The following is a 19,737-nucleotide window of genomic DNA, read 5'->3' as shown; positions in this document are numbered from 1 at the left end:
ACATAATGTGACCAGGAGATGAGCACAGACTCATTCCATTATGTCGGCGGCCCCCAGGAGACCTGCAATGAATCTCTGGCAACAGAACTACGACCCGGCCGGTAACATCTGGCTTTCCAGTCTGATCGCATCGCTCCCTATCCTGTTCTTTTTCTTCGCCCTGATTAAGCTCAAGCTGAAAGGCTATGTTGCGGCGTCATGGACGGTGGTGATCGCTCTGACGGTCGCCCTGCTGTTTTACAAAATGCCGGTCGATCACGCTCTGGCTTCCGTGGTGTACGGCTTCTTCTATGGTTTGTGGCCAATTGCCTGGATCATTATCGCCGCGGTATTCGTCTATAAAATCTCGGTGAAAACCGGGCAGTTCGACATCATCCGCTCCTCAATACTCTCGATTACCCCGGACCAACGTCTGCAAATGCTGATTGTCGGTTTCTCCTTTGGCGCATTCCTCGAAGGGGCGGCAGGATTTGGCGCTCCGGTAGCGATTACCGCCGCACTGCTGGTTGGTCTGGGCTTTAATCCTCTGTACGCGGCAGGTTTGTGTCTGATCGTAAACACCGCTCCGGTCGCTTTTGGCGCAATGGGCATTCCGATTCTGGTTGCCGGTCAGGTTACCGGGCTGGATAGTTTCGAGATTGGTCAGATGGTGGGCCGTCAGTTACCGTTCCTGACCATTATCGTGTTGTTCTGGATTATGGCGATTATGGATGGCTGGCGCGGCGTAAAAGAGACCTGGCCTGCGGTGATGGTCGCTGGCGGCTCGTTTGCTATCGCGCAGTACCTCAGCTCTAACTTTATCGGGCCGGAACTTCCGGACATTATCTCGTCTCTGGTTTCGCTGGTCTGCCTGACGCTGTTCCTGAAACGCTGGCAGCCGGTACGCATCTTCCGCTTTGGCGATATGGGCGCTTCACAGGTCGATCAGACGCTGGCTCGCACCCACTATACCGCTGGACAGGTGGTCCGCGCCTGGTCTCCGTTCCTGTTCCTGACGGCCACCGTCACGCTGTGGAGCGTACCGCCGTTTAAAGCGCTGTTTGCGCCAGGCGGCGCGATGTACCACTGGGTGGTCAATATTCCGGTTCCGTACCTCGATAAGCTGGTTGCCCGTATGCCGCCGGTCGTACACGAAGCCACAGCCTACGCGGCGGTGTATAAATTTGACTGGTTCTCCGCGACCGGTACCGCAATTTTGTTTGCCGCCCTGCTGTCTATCGTCTGGTTGAAGATGAAGCCGTCCGCAGCGCTGCAGACTTTTGGCAGCACGCTGAAAGATCTGGCATTACCTATTTACTCCATCGGAATGGTGCTGGCATTCGCGTTTATCTCAAACTACTCCGGGCTTTCATCAACCCTGGCGTTGGCCCTGGCACACACCGGCAGCGCGTTTACCTTCTTCTCACCGTTCCTCGGCTGGCTGGGGGTATTTCTGACCGGGTCCGACACCTCATCAAACGCACTGTTTGCCGCCCTGCAGGCTACGGCTGCTCAGCAAATCGGCGTTTCGGATGTGCTGATGGTTGCGGCAAATACCACCGGCGGCGTGACCGGCAAGATGATCTCGCCGCAATCTATCGCTATCGCCTGTGCGGCAGTGGGATTAGTGGGGAAAGAGTCTGACCTGTTCCGCTTTACCGTGAAACACAGCCTGATTTTCACCTGCATGGTGGGTGTGATTACCACGCTGCAGGCCTATGTCTTAACCTGGATGATTCCATGATAGTGATGCCCAGACGCCTGTCAGACGAAGTCGCATCTCGTGTGCGGGCGCTGATTGAAGAACAACAGCTGGAGGCGGGCATGAAGTTGCCCGCTGAGCGCCAACTGGCCGTACAGCTCGGCGTATCGCGTAACTCGCTGCGCGAGGCGTTAGCAAAGCTGGTCAGTGAAGGCGTACTGATTAGCCGTCGTGGCGGCGGGACGTTTATCCGCTGGCAGCATGAGGCCTGGTCTGAACAAAACATCGTTCAGCCGCTGAAAACCCTGCTGGCGGACGATCCTGATTACAGTTTCGATATTCTGGAGGCCCGCCACGCCATCGAAGCCAGTACCGCCTGGCACGCAGCCATGCGGGCCACCGCCGCGGATAAAGAGAAAATCAGGCTCTGTTTCGAGGCCACGCAAAGCGAAGATCCGGATCTCGCCTCGCAGGCTGACGTTCGTTTTCATCTCGCCATTGCGGAAGCCTCGCACAACGTGGTGCTGTTGCAGACCATGCGCGGTTTCTTCGACGTCCTGCAGTCTTCGGTAAAACAGAGCCGCCAACGTATGTACCTGGTACCGCCGGTATTTTCTCAACTGACGGCGCAGCATCAGGCCGTGCTGGACGCCATTGTTGCCGGGGATGCCGACGGGGCGCGTAAGGCCATGATGGCGCACCTCAGTTTTGTCCACACCACAATTAAACGATTTGATGAAGATCAGGCCCGGCAGGCGCGTATTACGCGCCTGCCCGGTGATCCTGGTGAGAATAGCAGGGAGAACAACACATGATTATTTCAGCAGCCAGCGACTATCGCGCCGCAGCCCAGCGCATCCTGCCCCCCTTCTTGTTCCACTATATTGACGGCGGGGCGTATGCCGAGCACACCTTGCGCCGTAACGTGGCAGACCTGTCAGAGGTGGCGCTGCGCCAGCGCGTACTGAAGAATATGTCTGACCTGAGCCTAGAAACCAAGCTGTTCAACGAAACACTCTCCATGCCGGTAGCCCTCGCGCCTGTCGGTTTGTGCGGCATGTACGCACGCCGGGGCGAGGTTCAGGCCGCCGCCGCCGCTGATGCCAAAGGCATTCCGTTTACGCTTTCCACAGTGTCCGTATGTCCGATTGAAGAAGTCGCCCCGACCATCAAGCGTCCGATGTGGTTCCAGCTGTATGTTCTGCGCGATCGCGGTTTTATGCGTAACGCACTGGAGCGCGCCAAAGCGGCGGGTTGCTCCACGCTGGTCTTTACCGTCGATATGCCAACGCCTGGCGCACGCTACCGTGATGCCCATTCCGGTATGAGCGGCCCAAATGCGGCACTGCGGCGCTACTGGCAAGCAGTCACTCATCCACAGTGGGCATGGGACGTTGGTCTGAACGGTCGCCCGCATGATTTAGGCAATATTTCGACTTATCTGGGCAAACCCACCGGCCTTGAAGATTACATCGGCTGGCTGGCGAATAACTTCGATCCGTCGATTTCCTGGAAAGACCTCGAGTGGATCCGTGAATTCTGGGATGGTCCGATGGTGATCAAAGGGATCCTCGACCCTGAAGATGCCCGCGACGCCGTACGCTTTGGCGCGGATGGTATCGTTGTCTCTAACCACGGTGGCCGTCAGTTAGATGGCGTGCTGTCTTCAGCTCGTGCGCTGCCCGCCATTGCCGATGCGGTGAAAGGCGATATCACCATTCTGGCTGATAGCGGGATCCGCAATGGTCTGGACGTTGTACGCATGATAGCGCTGGGCGCGGATAGCGTGCTGCTGGGGCGTGCTTATCTGTACGCGCTGGCGACCCACGGCCAGGCCGGTGTGGCGAATCTGCTGAACCTGATCGAGAAAGAGATGAAGGTGGCGATGACCCTGACCGGTGCGAAGTCGATTAGCGAAATCAGCCGTGATTCGCTGGTACAGGAACTGGGTAAGAGCCTGCCTGCCGCGCTGGCACCTCTGGTCCAGGGTAGCGCAGCGTAACAACATCCCCGTAAACCCCATTTTCTGAATGGTCGGTCTGTTTTCAGCCCGACCATTTTTTATCCAAAAATAACGACTAGTTAACATTTACAACCAATATATTTGACAACTTTTTATCCACCTGCCAAATGTATAGACAAGCTAATACAACAGCATTTTATACATATAACAACCATCATAACGGGCGAGGGTGACATGGCTTATTCCGGAAAAGTGAATATCCAGCAGGCGATAGATGACAGTGCTTTTTCGCGCTTCCACTGGGTCATTATTGTCCTGGGTTTTCTGGTTTTAGCCATTGACGGCTTCGATACGGCGGCGATGGGCTATATTGCCCCCACGCTTTCAGCCGACTGGGGCATCAAGAAACAAGATCTTGGACCGGTGTTAAGCGCCGCGCTATTGGGCCTCTCATTTGGTGCCCTGCTGGCCGGACCGATTTCCGATCGTATGGGTCGTAAGCGCGTCCTGGTCTTTTCCTGTCTGTTCTTTGGCCTCGCCAGTCTGGGAACCGCCTATGCCCAGACGCTGAATATGCTCACGTTTTGGCGCTTTCTCACCGGGCTTGGGCTTGGGCGGCAATGCCCAATGCCATCACCCTAGTGTCAGAATTCGCCCCGAAACGCTGTCGTTCAATGGCGATTAACACCATGTACTGTGGCTTTCCGTTAGGGGCTGCGGGCGGCGGCGTGATCTCCTCCTGGCTGATCCCCAACTACGGCTGGCACAGTGTTCTGCTTGCTGGTGCGATCGCCCCGCTGGTCCTCACCGCACTGTTGGTGCTGTTCCTGCCAGAGTCGGTTAAGTATCTGGTTCACCGCGGTAAAGGGGTTGCACAGATCAAACGCATTGCTCAACGCTTTATGTCGGGAAGTCTGGAACAGGTTACCCAGTTTTATCTGGATGAAGACCGTATCACGGTCAAAAAAAGCAGCGTGGCACAGTTATTTAGTATGCCCTGGCTGCCGGGTACGCTGATGCTCTGGATGACCTACTTTATGGGGCTGGTTATCTATTACGTGCTACTGAGCTGGATGCCAACGCTGATGCTGGGAATGGGCTATCCGCTGGCCGAATCCGCCTGGCTGACATCGCTGTTTACCTTTGGCGGTACGGCGGGGATCCTGCTGGCCGGTTGGTTAATGGACCGCTGGGAAGCCCATAAAGTGGTCTCACTCGGCTTTATTCTGACGATGCTGTTTGCCCTCGCTCTCGGGTTTGAACATAACCACATCATCTTGTTCGGCGCACTGATCTTCCTGATGGGGATTACCATGAACGGCGCGCAGTCCGGGCTGCAGACGCTGGCCGCCACGTTTTATCCAACCCACTGCCGTGCGACGGGCATTGCCTGGATGCAGGGCGTGGGCCGCTTCGGCGGCGTAGCCGGAACGATGATGAGCGCCCAGTTGCTTTCCCTGCAATGGCAGGCAGACAGTATCTTAATGTTCCTCAGCCTTCCGGCCCTGGTCGCTGCTGCCGCGACAATTTACAAGCTGCAACGCTATAAACCGCACGCGCTGACCGTCGCATAGTACCCGCTCTTTCTGCTATTCTGCCCCCCGTTATCAAGGGGGCAGTATGCTTAACATCGTTTTATTCGAACCAGAAATCCCGCCAAATACCGGCAATATTATCCGTCTTTGCGCCAACACCGGCTTTCGTCTGCATATTATAGAGCCAATGGGCTTTACCTGGGACGACAAGCGCCTGCGTCGCGCGGGGCTGGATTACCATGAATTTACCGCCGTGCTGCGCCACCCTGATTACGCCGCCTTCGTCGCCGCAGAACATCCGCAGCGCCTGTTTGCTCTGACCACCAAAGGTACGCCAGCGCATAGCGCGGTATGCTATCAGGACGGGGATTATCTGATGTTTGGTCCGGAAACACGCGGTCTGCCAGCCAGCATCCTTGACGCGTTGCCGGCCGAACAAAAAATTCGTATTCCGATGATGCCAGACAGTCGCAGTATGAACCTGTCAAATGCGGTGTCGGTGGTGGTGTATGAGGCCTGGCGCCAGCTAGGGTATCCGGGCGCGGTACTGCGTAGCTGATGATTGTTGGATGGCGGCTAGCGCCTGATCCGACCTACATTAATTTGATGAAATTCATTTCGAGCGTTATCGGCGCAGACAGATTGAACACGGACTGCGCACAGTCACCGGAGCGTACACGCAATACGTGAGGATGACGAGCACAGCTCAGGTTCAATCTGCCAAGTAAGATAGCTCGAAATCAGATACCATCTCCATACTCAAAAGTATGATGTATCCCGTTGAAATGCTGATCCATATCCATGGACGGCTTATCGCTGTCAGGCTTACCGACAATGCGTGCCGGAACGCCTGCTGCAGTGGTATGCGGGGGTACCGGCTGTAAAACGACGGAACCTGCGCCAATCTTCGCGCCGCGCCCGACTTCAATGTTACCGAGAATTTTTGCTCCCGCGCCAATCATCACGCCTTCACGAATTTTCGGATGGCGGTCACCGCCGGCTTTACCGGTCCCGCCCAGCGTGACGGATTGCAAAATAGAGACGTCGTTTTCAATCACGGCAGTTTCACCGACCACAATACCAGTGGCGTGATCGAGCATAATCCCACGGCCAATTTTTGCCGCCGGGTGAATGTCTACCTGGAAGCTAACGGACACCTGATTTTGCAGGAAGATCGCCAGCGCCTGACGCCCCTGATGCCACAGCCAGTGACCGATACGGTAGGCCTGAAGCGCATGAAAGCCCTTCAGATACAGAAGTGGGGTGGAATATTTATCGACAGCCGGATCACGCGTGCGTACCGCCTGAATATCACAGGCCGCTGAGGCAATCATTTCAGGATCGGCCGCGTAGGCCTCTTCCACGACTTCGCGAATGGCAATGGCGGGCATGATCGGAGAAGCGAGTTTATTCGCCAGCATATAGCTCAGCGCACTGCCGAGGTTTTCATGCTTGAGCAACGTTGCGTGATAAAAACTGGCCAGCATTGGCTCACATTCCGCCAGTGCCCGGGCTTCCGCTTTAATGTTTTTCCAGACGATATCCAGTTCTTCACACGGCATTGCGTACTCCAGAAGGTAGCAAAACGACCGACCCGTTCTTCGCGGGTCGGGTCGTTATATTCAACAGTTCCTTACAGCTAGTGGCGACTCAGCTCGTCCCTGCGTGCACGGCCTAATAACGTCAATGCTGCCTCGCGCGCGTTTTTTCCGCAATACAATACTTGATAAATTTCCTCGGTTATTGGCATCTCAACACCAAAACGGTGCGCCAATTCACGAACTTCTTTCGTATTGCGGTAGCCTTCAACCACCTGACCAATCTTGTCCTGCGCCCCCTGCACGTCCATCCCCTGGCCGAGCATCATGCCAAAACGACGGTTACGCGACTGGTTGTCGGTACAGGTCAGCACCAGATCGCCTAAACCCGCCATCCCCATAAAGGTGGCAGGATCGGCACCCAACGCCGCGCCAAGACGAGACATTTCGGTCAGTCCACGAGTGATCAATGCGGTTCGCGCATTCGCGCCGAAACCGATGCCGTCAGACATACCCGCGCCAATCGCAATGACGTTTTTCACCGCGCCGCCAAGCTGCACGCCAATGAAATCCGGATTGCTGTAAACGCGGAAGCTCTTGCCGCAGTGCAGCAACTGCTGGAGATCGTCAGCAAAGGTGTCGTCCGTCGAGGCCAGAGAAATCGCCGTCGGCATGCCCGCCGCCAGCTCTTTGGCGAACGTCGGACCGGAGATAACCGCCAGTGGAATAGAATTCCCCAGCGCTTCACGCGCGACGTCCTGCAGCAGGCGTCCCGTTTCCGCTTCCAGACCCTTTGTCGCCCAGACCAGACGCGCGTCAGGACGCATCAGCGGTTTGATGTTGCGCAGCACTTCGCCAAAGACGTGGCTAGGCACCACCACCAGAATATTACGACTGGCGGCCAGCGCAGTGGCTAAATCACTTTCCAGGCGCAGCGTTTCGGGAAAAGGCACATCAGGGAGGAACGCGACGTTGCAGCGATCGTGCTCGAGGGTCGCGATATGTTTCGGATCATGGCCCCACAGGACAACCTGATGGCCATTTCTTGCCAGGGTGATGGCAAGAGCGGTGCCGTACGAGCCGGCACCAATCACAGTCATTGAAGCATTACTTTGGTTCATCAGGCATCCTGATGTTCTTCAGTACCTTCGCCAGCCTGCTGCTGTAAATAGTTCATGAACAGCGCATCAAAGTTGACCGGCGCAAGGTTCAGTTGCGGGAATGTACCGCGGGAAACCAGGCTGGTGATGCATTCGCGGGCATACGGGAACAGAATGTTCGGGCAGTATGCACCAAGGCAATGCGCCATCTGAGTCCCTTCAATACCACTGATGGAGAAAATACCGCCCTGCTGAACTTCACACAGGAACGCAGTTTCTTCACCCAGAGAAGCCGTTACGGTGACACGCAGCACTACTTCATACACATCATCTGCCAGTTGGGTAGATGCGGTATCAAGATCCAGTTTAACCTCTGGCTGCCAATCTTTCTGGAAAACATGTGGTGCATTTGGCGCTTCGAAAGACACATCCTTGGTATAAATACGTTGGATCTGGAAAGCCATTTCAGTGTTATTTTGTTCTGACATGTTGAGAAAACCCTTTAGTGTTGTCCTTTAAATACTTCGGTACGCCTTAACGCAGCAGTGGATCCAGTCCACCACGTGCATCCAACGCATACAAGTCGTCACAACCACCAATGTGCTGTGCATCAATAAAAATCTGCGGAACCGTTGTACGGCCACTGCGCTTGATCATCTCTTCACGCTTCACGGCATCGCCGTCAATCGGAAGTTCCTGGAAACTCACACCCTTGCTGTTCAACAGCGCCTTTGCGCGATGGCAAAACGGGCAGGTCGCTTTGGTATAGATCTCAATATTGGCCATGACTTATCTCCAGTGTTCTTTTACCCTGAGGCATGAAAGAAGACGGGTAAATTACTTGCCGCGAACCAGTGGCAGATTCTCGCCACTCCAGCCCGCTACGCCGTCTTTCAGTACAGATACCTGCTCAAAACCGGCTTTAATCAGCGCAGTTGCTGAATCCTGGCACTGCATACCAGAGCCATCAACCACAATAACAGGTTTGTTTTTGTGTTTTTCCAGCTCGCCAAAATTGTTGGCTTTGATTTCGCTCGGCAGCAGGTTAGTGGAGCCCGCGATATGGCCTTTGCGGAAGTCGTCGCGCTGACGTAAATCCACAATCACCGCATCTTCTTTGTTGATAAGACGAGTGGCTTCTCCGCGCGTAATTACCTTCACTTTCGAAGTCAGGCTCTTAAACGTGGTAAATAATACAGCCGCCAGTAACGCAATCCAGGCGATACTCAATACAGGGTGGCGACTAACAAATTGCATAATTTCTTGCATGGGGGGTAACAACTCCCGACTTAGTGATTAAAAAACCAGGAAAGGAGTATACCTGCGCGTTGGCGCAAATACAGCCAGAGCGTGCATTGGATTGCATTTTTGCGGGGCGCTACGGAAAAAAAAACGTAAATCCGCGCCCTCTGCGACACGCTCTGGTCGATTATTTGATCTTCTGGGGCTATTTTATCGATTCAGCTGTAGTAAAATTACGCAATTATTTTTGTCTATTGAGTGTGAGGTTGTCGCAATGTCGGTTTCTAAAAAACCTATGGTACTGGTGATTCTGGATGGCTATGGCTATCGTGAAGACAGCCAGGATAACGCCATCTTTAATGCCAAAACCCCGGTAATGGATGCTCTGTGGGCAAAACGTCCGCATACCCTGATTGATGCCTCTGGCCTGGAAGTCGGCCTGCCCGATCGCCAGATGGGCAACTCCGAAGTGGGTCACGTCAACCTGGGCGCGGGCCGCATCGTGTATCAGGACCTGACCCGTCTGGATGTTGAAATTAAAGAACGGACTTTCTTCGCTAACCCAGTGCTGACCGATGCGGTCGACCAGGCAAAAAATAGCGGCAAAGCGGTTCATATCATGGGCCTGCTCTCTGCTGGCGGCGTTCACAGCCACGAAGATCACATCATGGCGATGGTCGAAATGGCAGCTGAACGCGGTGCTGAGAAAATCTATCTGCACGCTTTCCTTGATGGCCGTGATACCCCGCCGCGCAGCGCTGAACATTCGCTGCAGAAATTCGAAGAGAAATTTGCCGCGCTGGGCAAAGGCCGCGTAGCGTCCATCATCGGTCGTTACTACGCCATGGACCGCGACAACCGTTGGGATCGCGTTGAACAGGCTTATGACCTGATGACGCTGGCAAAAGGCGAGTTCCAGTTCGCTACGGCTGTTGAAGGCCTGCAGGCTGCTTATGCCCGCGACGAAAACGACGAATTCGTGAAAGCGACCGTGATCCGTGCTGAAGGCCAGGCTGAAGCCGCCATGGAAGACGGCGATACGCTGATTTTCATGAACTTCCGTGCTGACCGTGCGCGTGAAATCACCCGTGCGTTTGTTAACGCTGACTTCGACGGCTTCACCCGTAAGAAAGTCGTTAACCTCAACTTTGTGATGCTGACCGAATACGCAGCCGACATCAAAACGGCTGTTGCTTACCCACCAGCGTCTCTGGCCAACACCCTTGGCGAGTGGATGGCGAAGAATGACAAAACGCAGCTGCGTATTTCCGAAACTGAAAAATATGCCCACGTGACCTTCTTCTTTAACGGCGGCGTAGAAGAGCCGTTCAAAGGCGAAGATCGCATCCTGATCAATTCGCCGAAAGTCGCGACCTACGATCTGCAGCCGGAAATGAGCTCTGCTGAGCTGACCGAGAAGCTGGTTGCTGCGATTCAGAGCGGAAAATACGACACCATCATTTGTAACTACCCGAACGGCGACATGGTTGGTCACACCGGGGTGATGGAAGCTGCGGTTAAAGCGGTTGAAGCGCTGGATCACTGCGTTGAGCAGGTGACTAAAGCGGTTGAATCCGTTGGCGGCCAACTGCTGATCACCGCGGACCACGGTAACGCAGAGCAAATGCGCGATCCGTCCACCGGTCAGGCGCATACAGCACACACCAACCTGCCCGTTCCGCTGATTTATGTCGGTGGTAAAAACGTCAAAGCAGTTGAAGGCGGCAAACTTTCTGATATCGCCCCGACGATGCTGACGCTGATGGGTATGGAAATCCCGCAAGAGATGACTGGTAAGCCGCTGTTCATCGTGGAATAATCCCTCCCCATGAGGGGAAAGGCGATTAATACCATCACTTGGGCCGTGAAACTGCGAAAGCTTTCAGTCAGGCCCTTGTTCTACGCCAGCGCGCTTAGCGCTGGCGTATTGCTGTGCGCCTTTCCCGCCCACGCGGACGAGCGCGATCAGCTCAAATCTATTCAGGCTGATATCGCGGCAAAAGAACGCGCGGTACGCCAACAACAACAACAACGCTCCACTCTCCTCGCTCAACTTAAAGCTCAGGAACAGGCCATCGCCGTTGCCGCCAGGCAACTACGCGAAACGCAAAACTCGCTGGCGCAGCTGAATGCGCAAATCACTGAAATGAATGCCGCCCTCGCGAAGCTGGAAAAACAGCGGGCTGCGCAAGAGCGTAGCCTGGCAGCCCAACTTGACGCAGCGTTTCGCCAAGGCGAACACACCGGTATTCAGCTCATTCTGAGCGGGGAAGAGAGCCAGCGCGGGCAACGCCTGCAGGCCTATTTCGGCTATCTGAACCAGGCGCGGCAGGAAACCATCGCGCAGTTGAAACAAACCCGCGAAGAAGTCGACTCGCAAAAAGCCGAGCTGGAAGATAAGCAGAGCGAACAGCAGACGTTGCTGTACGAACAGCGCGCTCAGCAGGCTAAGCTGGAGCAGGCGCGTAATGAACGCAAGAAGACGCTCTCGGGTCTGGAGTCATCGATTCAGCAGGGTCAGCAGCAACTGGGCGAAATGCGCGCCAACGAATCACGCCTGCGCAACAGCATTGCTCGTGCCGAAGCCGCAGCCAAAGCACGTGCGGAACGTGAAGCTCGCGAGGCGCAGGCCGTACGTGACAAACAGAAGGATGCGTCACGGAAAGGCTCAACCTACAAGCCAACCGAAAGCGAAAAATCACTGATGTCCCGTACCGGCGGTTTAGGTTCCCCACGCGGCCAGGCATTCTGGCCCGTTCGTGGCCCAACGCTACATCGTTATGGCGAACAGTTGCAAGGTGAGCTACGTTGGAAGGGGATGGTTATTGGCGCATCCGAAGGCACCGAAGTTAAAGCCATTGCCGATGGTCGCGTCATTCTGGCGGACTGGTTGCAAGGCTACGGTCTGGTGGTCGTCGTTGAGCACGGTAAAGGCGATATGAGCCTTTACGGTTATAACCAGAGCGCGCTGGTCAGCGTCGGTACGCAGGTTCGCGCCGGGCAGCCTATTGCACTTGTGGGTAGCAGCGGCGGACAGGGCAGGCCGGCACTCTATTTCGAAATTCGTCGCCAGGGTCAGGCGGTCAATCCACAGCCGTGGTTGGGAAGATAAGTTTTGCCTCAATTTCGTCGTCTATTATTCTCTCTCGCCAGCGTGCTGGCCTTCGCAACACCTGTTTTTGCTGGCAAACTTGCCATCGTTATTGATGATTTCGGCTATCGTCCACACACCGAAAATCAGGTTCTGGCGATGCCTTCCACCCTCTCCGTTGCCGTTCTGCCTAATGCCCCACACGCGCGTGAAATGGCGATTAAAGCGCATAACAGCGGGCATGAAGTGTTAATCCATCTACCGATGGCGCCGCTGAGCAAACAGCCGTTAGAGAAAGATACTTTGCGCCCGGAAATGAGCAGCGAAGAGATTGAGCGGATTATTCGCGACGCGGTAAGCAAAGTACCGAATGCGGTCGGGCTGAACAACCATATGGGCAGCGCGATGACCTCCAGCCTGTTCGGCATGCAGAAGGTGATGCAGGCGCTGGAACGCTACGATCTCTACTTCCTGGACAGTATGACCATCGGCAACAGTCAGGCAATGCGCGCAGCATCAGGAACCGGCGTGAAGGTTATCAAACGCAAAGTCTTCCTGGATGACACGCAAAACGAAGCCGATATTCGCCGTCAGTTTAATCGGGCCGTTGAGCTTGCGCGCCGCAACGGTTCAGCAATTGCCATTGGGCATCCTCACCCTTCGACGGTTCGCGTCCTGCAGCAGATGCTTTATAACCTGCCTGCGGACATTACGCTGGTTCGCCCAAGCAGCCTGCTCAATGAACCACAGGTAGACACCTCCAGACCAAACCTTACACCGCCGAAGAATGGTAAACCTGATGTGCCACGTAATCCTTTCCGCGGGGTGAGATTATGCAAACCGAAGCAGCCGTTAGAGCCGGTTTACGCCAGCCGCTTCTTCAGCGTGCTCGGTGAAAGCATCACCCAAAGCACGCTGGTGCAGTACATGCGCCTGCAATGGCAGGGCTGGGGGAATACATCCTCACCCAGCGCTATGAACGCTAACGTAAATTAAGCGTTTTACGGGCAATACGAGAGGGCGAGGATGTTTTATCGCGCCATTTCCAGAGACGGAATGACCATAGCAGCGCCTGGTACAAAACTTTGGCGCTGCGTACGTTAGTAATCATGCGCTTATACATACCAGAGACAAAAATCTCTGCAATCATGCGTTGACGAATATGGACATCCGGCTCTTTGCGTACTGCGTGGCAAACGCGTAATGCTTCATAGGTTATTTGCTGATGAAATTCCGGATAAATAGTAATCCGACCCGCATATTCACGATTCAACTTATCCAATAACCGTGTAATTTTAATATAGTGGCGTTGGTAATTGAGATTTTTTAAGCCTTGTCTTTTAAGGCGGCTAACTGATTGATCGTGTAAGAAGTATTTATACAATGATTGCTCGGTATATCGCACACGTTTGGCGTTAAACATAAACTCCGTCGTCCATACAATATCCTGATGATGCAACCCTGGAATAAACGCTATCTTGTTTTTCTCGATAACATCTCTGCGATAAACCCCCATCCAGACCACATGCGTCCAACGGCGTGAAGCCAATGCCATACGTAACCAGTCGGGGCCGGTCAATACACCCGTAGACCGCAGACGGTCCGTCGGTATTGATTGCCAGGTGTCCCCCGTTTCGAAAATGCACCAATCAGAATTGCACTGTGCCAGATCGAGGTCATCCTGAAGCGCCATGGTCATCAGGGTTTCATACATATTGGGATAAACCAGGTCATCGGCATCGACAAATGCAACATAATCCCCTTTGGCCACTGCCAGACCACGATTACGCGCGACAGATGCCCCGGCGTTAGCCTGATGTAACAACCGGACATGGGAATAGTTATCAGCATAATGTCTTGCAATATCAACAGAGTTATCCGTTGAACCGTCATCCACAATAATGATCTCTATCGCAGCCCATGTCTGTGCGATCAAAGATTCCATGCAATCCCGAAAACTATCACCCGCGTTATACAACGGAATAATAACACTCAACATATTTGTGCGGTTTCTCATCAGATAACCCAAGTTTGTCAGTACACTGATGACTTTTACTACAGTTTCATTAAGGAATTATTAAGGTTAGAACGTTTAATTTTCAGAAGCGGCGCAGCGAAAGCAACCAGTATGGGAAAATGCCATGCGGCGCCTGAGTTCAGCGGGCTGTGATAGCTCAGATCGTCTACATATTGAGGGACACAACCTGTATACTATACCCCTGTAAATTAACGCGCGATGTACACTGATATTGAGGAAAGTGATGGCCATCAGTAAGACACATGAAAAAGGTTATACGGTCTATTGTAAAGAGACCAAAACAGACCTTAAGTCACTGATGAATAAGTATATAAACAAAGAAATCAGTGGCAAACCGTTGAGCAGTGGTAACGCCATGCGCAGTGTAGAACTGGTCGAGTACAACTCACAAAAATTTATCATCAAAAACGACCGTGAAGTTGATCCTCGATTTGAGAAAAAAATGCAGAATTTTATCTCCGGCCCCTTTTATTCCAGGCTCATCAAGAAGCTGGACACACTCTCCCCGGAAATGCGCGCCTGTACAGCCGATCTCTACTATGCCGCTGAAAAAGTACGACTTCGTCAGTGTCATGATGTTTATATTATTCATGAATATGTTGAAGGCACTCCTTTAAAAGAAATTAACCATAAGAATGCCGATGAAGTGAAGCAGTGCGTTCTGCGCCTTCACAAAGCCGGGTTGGCATCTAATGATATCCACCCTGGAAATTTCATTCGTACGCCAGGCGGTGAATTAAGAATAATTGACTTATCCTGTAAGGGAAATATGAAGATTTGCCAGGCTAATGATATTTTAGCTTTGCAGCGAAAATATCATATTCACATCAAAGGAAAAGGGTTAATCTATAAGCTCATCTGGCTCAAAGAAGCGATAAGATCTTTATCCAGAAAGCTTCGTGGCAAATAGTATTTATTATTTATACGGCCAGAATAAAGAATCTGGCCATTGGTAGCATTTAATACAAGTCGAGCATTCAATCCCAGCTCAGGATCACTTTCCCTGACTGGCCCGAGCGCATCGCGTCAAAGCCCTGCTGGAATTCATCGATGGAGAATCGATGGGTGATGATCGGCGACAAATCCAGACCAGACTGAATCAATGCGGCCATCTTGTACCAGGTCTCAAACATCTCTCGACCGTAGATACCTTTAATAAACAATCCTTTAAAGATAACTTTAGTCCAGTCGATGGACATGTCTGATGGTGGAATACCCAGCATAGCAATACGGCCACCGTGGTTCATGGTGTCCAGCATGGTGCGAAACGCTGGCGGCGCGCCGGACATCTCCAGACCGACATCAAACCCTTCGGTCATGCCCAGTTCAGCCATCACGTCGGTCAGACTCTCTTTCGACACGTTGACCGCGCGAGTGATGCCCATTTTACGCGCCAGTTCAAGGCGATACTCATTAACATCGGTAATCACCACGTGGCGTGCGCCAACGTGCCTGGCAACCGCTGCCGCCATAATACCAATTGGACCCGCGCCGGAAACCAGCACATCTTCCCCAACCAGATCGAACGACAGCGCCGTATGCACCGCATTACCGAACGGATCGAAGATAGACGCCAGATCGTCAGAGATGTTGTCCGGAATTTTAAACGCGTTAAATGCCGGGATCACCAGGTATTCTGCAAAGCAGCCAGGACGGTTTACGCCAACACCGGTCGTATTGCGGCACAGGTGAGTACGTCCACCGCGGCAGTTACGGCAATGCCCGCAGGTGATATGACCTTCGCCTGAAACGCGATCGCCGATTTTAAAGCCTTTAACTTCCTGGCCGATGCCAACAACTTCGCCGACATATTCATGTCCAACGACCATCGGTACCGGGATGGTTTTTTGCGACCATTCATCCCAGTTATAAATGTGAACGTCAGTCCCGCAGATGGCTGTTTTACGGATTTTAATCAGCAAATCGTTATGGCCGACTTCCGGTTCAGGAACGTCGGTCATCCAAATGCCCTCTTCCGCTTTCAGTTTGGATAACGCTTTCATTTCACATCCTCAGGCAATAACGCCCAGTTGTTTACCAATGCGTGTGAACGCCTCAACAGCACGCGTAATCTGCTCAGGGGTATGCGCCGCAGACATCTGGGTACGAATACGCGCCTGACCTTTTGGAACCACCGGATAGAAGAATCCAGTAACGTAAATCCCCTCTTTTTGCAGCTCGCGAGCGAAATCTTGCGCCACTACCGCATCCCCCAACATGACCGGGATAATTGCGTGATCCGCTCCCGCTAACGTAAAGCCTGCGGCAGACATTTGCTCGCGGAACTGACGTGCGTTCGCCCACAGGCGATCGCGCTGCTCGCTGCCTGCTTCGACCATCTCCAGCACTTTAATGGAGGCAGAAACAATTGCAGGAGCCAATGAGTTGGAGAACAGATATGGACGGGAACGCTGACGCAGCCACTCAACAACCTCTTTGCGCGCTGCGGTATAACCGCCAGATGCGCCGCCGAGCGCTTTACCCAGCGTACCAGTGATGATGTCCACACGCCCCATCACGTCACAGTATTCATGTGAGCCACGACCATTTTCGCCGACAAAGCCGACAGCATGGGAATCATCAACCATGACCAGCGCGTCGTATTTATCCGCCAGGTCACAAACGCCTTTCAGGTTAGCGATCACACCATCCATAGAGAACACGCCATCGGTGGCGATCAGGATATGACGGGCTCCCGCTTCACGCGCTTCTTTCAGGCGCGCTTCCAGCTCTACCATGTCGTTGTTGGCGTAACGGAAACGCTTTGCTTTACACAAGCGAACACCGTCAATGATAGAAGCGTGGTTGAGCGCATCTGAGATAATCGCATCTTCTGCGCCCAGCAGCGTTTCAAACAGGCCGCCGTTGGCGTCAAAGCAGGAAGAGTAAAGGATGGCATCTTCCATACCGAGGAATGCCGCCAGTTTTTGCTCCAGTTGCTTATGGCTGTCCTGGGTACCGCAAATAAAGCGGACCGAAGCCATACCAAATCCGTGAGAATCCATACCTGCTTTTGCAGCTGCAATCAGTTCCGGGTGGTTAGCCAGCCCCAGATAGTTGTTCGCACAAAAGTTAATAACGTGGCTTCCATCGGCCACGGTGATATCCGCCTGCTGGGCAGACGTAATAATGCGCTCTTCTTTAAACAATCCTTCCGCACGTGCGGTTTCGAGATCGTTCGTTAACTGTTTGTAAAAATCCCCACGCATTTCAATTCTCCAGACTGGGCAAATTTCAGCACATATTACCCAAAGCTATACGCTGATACGAGATGACACATCATCACTTCTTCAAAATGAAGCATAAATCACGTATACCCACATGGCTAATCAGTGATGCCGTCGTATGGATTCGTTGGACGCACTGAATCGCAACCAATTGAATTGGCTGGATTTTATAAAAAAACAACAGCAATAGCAGAAGAATGCCTTTGCAGCATTCTATCTGGTTAGGTAACCCTTCAATCTCATTCAAGCCACTACTTTCGAGTGAGAAAAATTCGCAATGCCTGGAGTTTTGCACCTAAAGCGGTTCGCCGATAAACACGGAACAGATCGAACCATTTGCCACGACCAAGGTAATTAAGCATTAATAGATCAGGGCGCTTGTAATAACACATGACAAAAATACCCTGATCATCATCAACAATATTATTTCTGAGAGTCTCTTTTTGACACTCAGTGACTAATGAGTAAAACTCTTTCCATTTCTCTGGTGAACCAACAATAGCGCCGCCGATAATATAAGTATGATTTCCGATCATAAAATCAAAAACCTGTTTTCTGGATGATATAACCAGACCCTTTTTAATCGTGAAGAGATGCATTTTATTACGGTCAAAAGGGAAGTCCCATACTTTTAATCCGCGAGTAACCTGCGGTTTACGGCAATATCCGAAGTCTACCCAGGCAACCATCGGAGTATTAACTAAGCCTGCATTTATGGCCTTCACTACAAAATATGCTTTTAAATTATTGATCAACACATATTCTGGAGACCAGTACTCAGGGTTACCTAGCTGTCGCGTCTCTAATTTACTCTTAAAGGTATCATCCTGCTGGATTTGTCTTATTTTATTATTAATATGCTTAAATTTTTTACCTAAATCTATGGTTATAATTTTTGTGGGCTTACCTTTGCGTATTTCCGCAACTCTGTCCTCAAACTCAGACGAAGTAAAAATAACCATATCATTTTCTAAAGCGGCTAACCGTTTGAAGTAGTCAAAATAGACATCAGAAGATCGGGAAAGTTTTTCACGGAAGCCTTTATTAACAGTCCACTCCTCCCTACCGATATCAAAATATGCTGTCACAATAGTGGTAGACGATTTCATAACCATTTTCAAACCATTAATAAAAAAAATATTATATCACATAGTTTTTGTTTTTGTACATATAATATACATAGATGGATATAAAAAAACTAAGTACATTTAAGATTAATTTAATAGACTTAATAACCATTAAATAAGCATTCTTATACTGGTGTTTATAGGCCTTCTACCGACCCACCATCTTACTTAAGAGGCTGAAGGGATGCCGATGTGATGGTATGATTACAGACATTAGTGTCTGAGATTGTCTCTGACTCCAAAATTCGAAGGTTACATTTATGATCATCGTTACCGGCGGCGCGGGCTTTATCGGCAGCAACATCGTCAAATCATTGAATGATAAAGGCATCACCGACATCCTGGTGGTGGACAACCTGAAAGATGGCACCAAGTTTGTTAACCTGGTGGATCTGAATATTGCTGACTACATGGACAAGGAAGACTTCCTGATCCAGATTATGGCCGGAGAAGATTTCGGCGATATCGAAGCGATTTTCCACGAAGGCGCATGCTCCTCCACTACCGAGTGGGACGGCAAGTATATGATGGACAACAACTATCAATACTCCAAAGAGCTGCTGCACTATTGCCTGGAGCGTGAAATTCCGTTCCTGTATGCGTCCTCTGCCGCCACCTACGGCGGTCGTACTTCTGATTTCATCGAATCCCGTGAATATGAGAAACCGCTGAACGTTTACGGCTACTCAAAATTCCTGTTCGACGAGTACGTTCGTCAGATCCTGCCAGAAGCCAATTCTCAGATTGTTGGCTTCCGCTATTTCAACGTCTACGGACCGCGTGAAGGCCATAAAGGCAGCATGGCAAGCGTCGCTTTCCACCTCAACACCCAGCTCAACAATGGCGAAACACCAAAACTGTTCGAAGGCAGTGAAAACTTCAAGCGTGATTTCGTTTACGTAGGCGATGTGGCTGCGGTGAACCTGTGGTTCCTGGAAAACGGGGTTTCCGGCATCTTTAACCTTGGTACCGGTCGTGCGGAATCTTTCCAGGCCGTTGCCGATGCAACGCTTGCGTACCACCAAAAAGGCAGCATTGAGTACATCCCATTCCCGGAAAAACTGAAAGGTCGCTATCAGGCGTTTACCCAGGCCGATCTGACTAATCTGCGTGCTGCGGGCTATGACAAGCCGTTTAAAACCGTTGCTGAAGGTGTAACGGAATATATGGCCTGGCTGAACCGCGACGCGTAAGT

Annotated in this window: 18 protein-coding genes and 1 pseudogene; 10 read left to right on the top strand and 9 right to left on the bottom strand. The window is 52.2% G+C overall.

The window, feature by feature from the left end; genetic code table 11:
* The first annotated feature begins 67 nt into the window (after nt 1-67).
* The 5 genes and pseudogenes from lldP to trmL all read left to right on the top strand — a co-directional run bounded on the left by lldP (nt 68) and on the right by trmL (nt 5,738).
* Nucleotides 68-1,723, top strand: coding sequence for an L-lactate permease (lldP, locus tag OGV38_RS10695; RefSeq protein ID WP_016154960.1), 1,656 nt, complete (start codon nt 68-70; stop codon nt 1,721-1,723).
* The gene (lldR, locus tag OGV38_RS10690; protein ID WP_003024170.1) at nt 1,720-2,496 is read left to right on the top strand and encodes a transcriptional regulator LldR; all 777 of its coding nucleotides are present in this window, start codon (nt 1,720-1,722) and stop codon (nt 2,494-2,496) included. Before lldP ends, lldR begins: the two co-directional genes overlap by 4 nt.
* A complete protein-coding gene (gene lldD, locus OGV38_RS10685) occupies nt 2,493-3,683 on the top strand; it encodes an FMN-dependent L-lactate dehydrogenase LldD (RefSeq protein WP_016154962.1) in 1,191 nt (396 codons plus the stop codon). Before lldR ends, lldD begins: the two co-directional genes overlap by 4 nt.
* A 195-nt stretch (nt 3,684-3,878) precedes the next feature.
* Nucleotides 3,879-5,218: pseudogene (locus OGV38_RS10680) on the top strand (MFS transporter).
* A 46-nt stretch (nt 5,219-5,264) separates the two neighbouring features.
* Entirely contained in the window at nt 5,265-5,738 is a 474-nt protein-coding gene (gene trmL / locus OGV38_RS10675; RefSeq protein ID WP_016157744.1) for a tRNA (uridine(34)/cytosine(34)/5-carboxymethylaminomethyluridine(34)-2'-O)-methyltransferase TrmL, read from the top strand.
* Between the two features lie 181 nt (nt 5,739-5,919).
* Here trmL and cysE read toward each other — a convergent pair whose 3' ends face one another.
* The 5 genes from cysE to OGV38_RS10650 form a co-directional block, all read right to left on the bottom strand.
* Entirely contained in the window at nt 5,920-6,741 is an 822-nt protein-coding gene (gene cysE / locus OGV38_RS10670) for a serine O-acetyltransferase (RefSeq protein ID WP_016154965.1), read from the bottom strand.
* 77 nt (nt 6,742-6,818) lie between these two features.
* The gene (gene gpsA / locus OGV38_RS10665; RefSeq protein ID WP_016154966.1) at nt 6,819-7,838 is read right to left on the bottom strand and encodes an NAD(P)H-dependent glycerol-3-phosphate dehydrogenase; all 1,020 of its coding nucleotides are present in this window, start codon (nt 7,836-7,838) and stop codon (nt 6,819-6,821) included.
* Complete coding sequence (gene secB / locus OGV38_RS10660) at nt 7,838-8,305, bottom strand: protein-export chaperone SecB (protein WP_003024155.1); 468 nt, start codon at nt 8,303-8,305, stop codon at nt 7,838-7,840. The genes gpsA and secB overlap by 1 nt, the downstream gene beginning before the upstream one ends.
* 46 nt (nt 8,306-8,351) lie before the next feature.
* Nucleotides 8,352-8,603 carry a glutaredoxin 3 gene (gene grxC / locus OGV38_RS10655; protein ID WP_003024152.1) on the bottom strand — a complete coding sequence of 84 codons (252 nt, stop codon included), beginning with the start codon at nt 8,601-8,603 and terminating at the stop codon, nt 8,352-8,354.
* A gap of 51 nt (nt 8,604-8,654) precedes the next feature.
* Entirely contained in the window at nt 8,655-9,086 is a 432-nt protein-coding gene (locus OGV38_RS10650) for a rhodanese-like domain-containing protein (RefSeq protein ID WP_005120473.1), read from the bottom strand.
* Between the two features lie 247 nt (nt 9,087-9,333).
* Between OGV38_RS10650 and gpmM the strand changes: the two genes are divergently transcribed.
* Genes gpmM through OGV38_RS10635 form a run of 3 tightly spaced genes read left to right on the top strand, consistent with a single transcriptional unit; the run spans nt 9,334 to nt 13,146 of the window.
* Nucleotides 9,334-10,878, top strand: coding sequence for a 2,3-bisphosphoglycerate-independent phosphoglycerate mutase (gene gpmM, locus OGV38_RS10645; RefSeq protein ID WP_047501311.1), 1,545 nt, complete (start codon nt 9,334-9,336; stop codon nt 10,876-10,878).
* Between the two features lie 33 nt (nt 10,879-10,911).
* Nucleotides 10,912-12,171 carry a murein hydrolase activator EnvC gene (gene envC, locus OGV38_RS10640; RefSeq protein ID WP_286473309.1) on the top strand — a complete coding sequence of 420 codons (1,260 nt, stop codon included), beginning with the start codon at nt 10,912-10,914 and terminating at the stop codon, nt 12,169-12,171.
* 3 nt (nt 12,172-12,174) lie between these two features.
* On the top strand, nt 12,175-13,146 hold the full coding sequence (locus OGV38_RS10635; protein WP_103284429.1) for a divergent polysaccharide deacetylase family protein: 972 nt from the start codon (nt 12,175-12,177) through the stop codon (nt 13,144-13,146).
* Here the strand turns inward: OGV38_RS10635 and OGV38_RS10630 are convergent.
* Nucleotides 13,133-14,167 (bottom strand): glycosyltransferase, encoded by a 1,035-nt coding sequence (locus tag OGV38_RS10630; RefSeq protein WP_049042810.1) that lies wholly within the window; start codon nt 14,165-14,167, stop codon nt 13,133-13,135. The two genes, OGV38_RS10635 and OGV38_RS10630, sit on opposite strands and share 14 nt — an antisense overlap.
* Nucleotides 14,168-14,411: 244 nt before the next feature.
* Here OGV38_RS10630 and rfaY point away from each other — a divergent pair, with 244 nt between their 5' ends.
* On the top strand, nt 14,412-15,098 hold the full coding sequence (gene rfaY, locus OGV38_RS10625) for a lipopolysaccharide core heptose(II) kinase RfaY (protein ID WP_075848011.1): 687 nt from the start codon (nt 14,412-14,414) through the stop codon (nt 15,096-15,098).
* 67 nt (nt 15,099-15,165) lie between these two features.
* On the opposite strand, the gene tdh is transcribed toward rfaY, so the two are convergent.
* From tdh to yibB, 3 genes are all read right to left on the bottom strand, one after another.
* Nucleotides 15,166-16,191, bottom strand: a complete 1,026-nt coding sequence (gene tdh / locus OGV38_RS10620; protein WP_046275753.1) for an L-threonine 3-dehydrogenase — start codon at nt 16,189-16,191, stop codon at nt 15,166-15,168.
* Nucleotides 16,192-16,200: 9 nt separating this feature from the next.
* Entirely contained in the window at nt 16,201-17,397 is a 1,197-nt protein-coding gene (gene kbl / locus OGV38_RS10615; RefSeq protein ID WP_075848009.1) for a glycine C-acetyltransferase, read from the bottom strand.
* Nucleotides 17,398-17,666: 269 nt separating this feature from the next.
* Nucleotides 17,667-18,524: a protein YibB gene (gene yibB, locus OGV38_RS10610; RefSeq protein ID WP_286473285.1), complete on the bottom strand. Its 858-nt coding sequence runs from the start codon at nt 18,522-18,524 to the stop codon at nt 17,667-17,669.
* A gap of 278 nt (nt 18,525-18,802) precedes the next feature.
* Here yibB and rfaD point away from each other — a divergent pair, with 278 nt between their 5' ends.
* On the top strand, nt 18,803-19,735 hold the full coding sequence (gene rfaD / locus OGV38_RS10605; RefSeq protein WP_016157750.1) for an ADP-glyceromanno-heptose 6-epimerase: 933 nt from the start codon (nt 18,803-18,805) through the stop codon (nt 19,733-19,735).
* Nucleotides 19,736-19,737 lie beyond the last annotated feature (2 nt).

The sequence above is a fragment of the Citrobacter sp. Cb080 genome, assembly GCF_030334745.1.
Classification (GTDB): domain Bacteria; phylum Pseudomonadota; class Gammaproteobacteria; order Enterobacterales; family Enterobacteriaceae; genus Citrobacter; species Citrobacter braakii.
The sequence above is the reverse complement of the archived record's forward strand: the minus strand, read 5'-3'. Positions and strand labels throughout refer to the sequence as shown.

What these genes read in the sequence shown, in the direction of transcription:
- lldP (WP_016154960.1), top strand. Translation starts at nt 68, where the DNA reads ATGAATCTCTGGCAACAGAACTACGACCCGGCCGGTAACATCTGGCTT.
- lldR (WP_003024170.1), top strand. Translation starts at nt 1,720, where the DNA reads ATGATAGTGATGCCCAGACGCCTGTCAGACGAAGTCGCATCTCGTGTG.
- lldD (WP_016154962.1), top strand. Translation starts at nt 2,493, where the DNA reads ATGATTATTTCAGCAGCCAGCGACTATCGCGCCGCAGCCCAGCGCATC.
- trmL (WP_016157744.1), top strand. Translation starts at nt 5,265, where the DNA reads ATGCTTAACATCGTTTTATTCGAACCAGAAATCCCGCCAAATACCGGC.
- cysE (WP_016154965.1), bottom strand. Translation starts at nt 6,741, where the DNA reads ATGCCGTGTGAAGAACTGGATATCGTCTGGAAAAACATTAAAGCGGAA.
- gpsA (WP_016154966.1), bottom strand. Translation starts at nt 7,838, where the DNA reads ATGAACCAAAGTAATGCTTCAATGACTGTGATTGGTGCCGGCTCGTAC.
- secB (WP_003024155.1), bottom strand. Translation starts at nt 8,305, where the DNA reads ATGTCAGAACAAAATAACACTGAAATGGCTTTCCAGATCCAACGTATT.
- grxC (WP_003024152.1), bottom strand. Translation starts at nt 8,603, where the DNA reads ATGGCCAATATTGAGATCTATACCAAAGCGACCTGCCCGTTTTGCCAT.
- OGV38_RS10650 (WP_005120473.1), bottom strand. Translation starts at nt 9,086, where the DNA reads ATGCAAGAAATTATGCAATTTGTTAGTCGCCACCCTGTATTGAGTATC.
- gpmM (WP_047501311.1), top strand. Translation starts at nt 9,334, where the DNA reads ATGTCGGTTTCTAAAAAACCTATGGTACTGGTGATTCTGGATGGCTAT.
- OGV38_RS10630 (WP_049042810.1), bottom strand. Translation starts at nt 14,167, where the DNA reads ATGAGAAACCGCACAAATATGTTGAGTGTTATTATTCCGTTGTATAAC.
- rfaY (WP_075848011.1), top strand. Translation starts at nt 14,412, where the DNA reads ATGGCCATCAGTAAGACACATGAAAAAGGTTATACGGTCTATTGTAAA.
- tdh (WP_046275753.1), bottom strand. Translation starts at nt 16,191, where the DNA reads ATGAAAGCGTTATCCAAACTGAAAGCGGAAGAGGGCATTTGGATGACC.
- kbl (WP_075848009.1), bottom strand. Translation starts at nt 17,397, where the DNA reads ATGCGTGGGGATTTTTACAAACAGTTAACGAACGATCTCGAAACCGCA.
- yibB (WP_286473285.1), bottom strand. Translation starts at nt 18,524, where the DNA reads ATGAAATCGTCTACCACTATTGTGACAGCATATTTTGATATCGGTAGG.
- rfaD (WP_016157750.1), top strand. Translation starts at nt 18,803, where the DNA reads ATGATCATCGTTACCGGCGGCGCGGGCTTTATCGGCAGCAACATCGTC.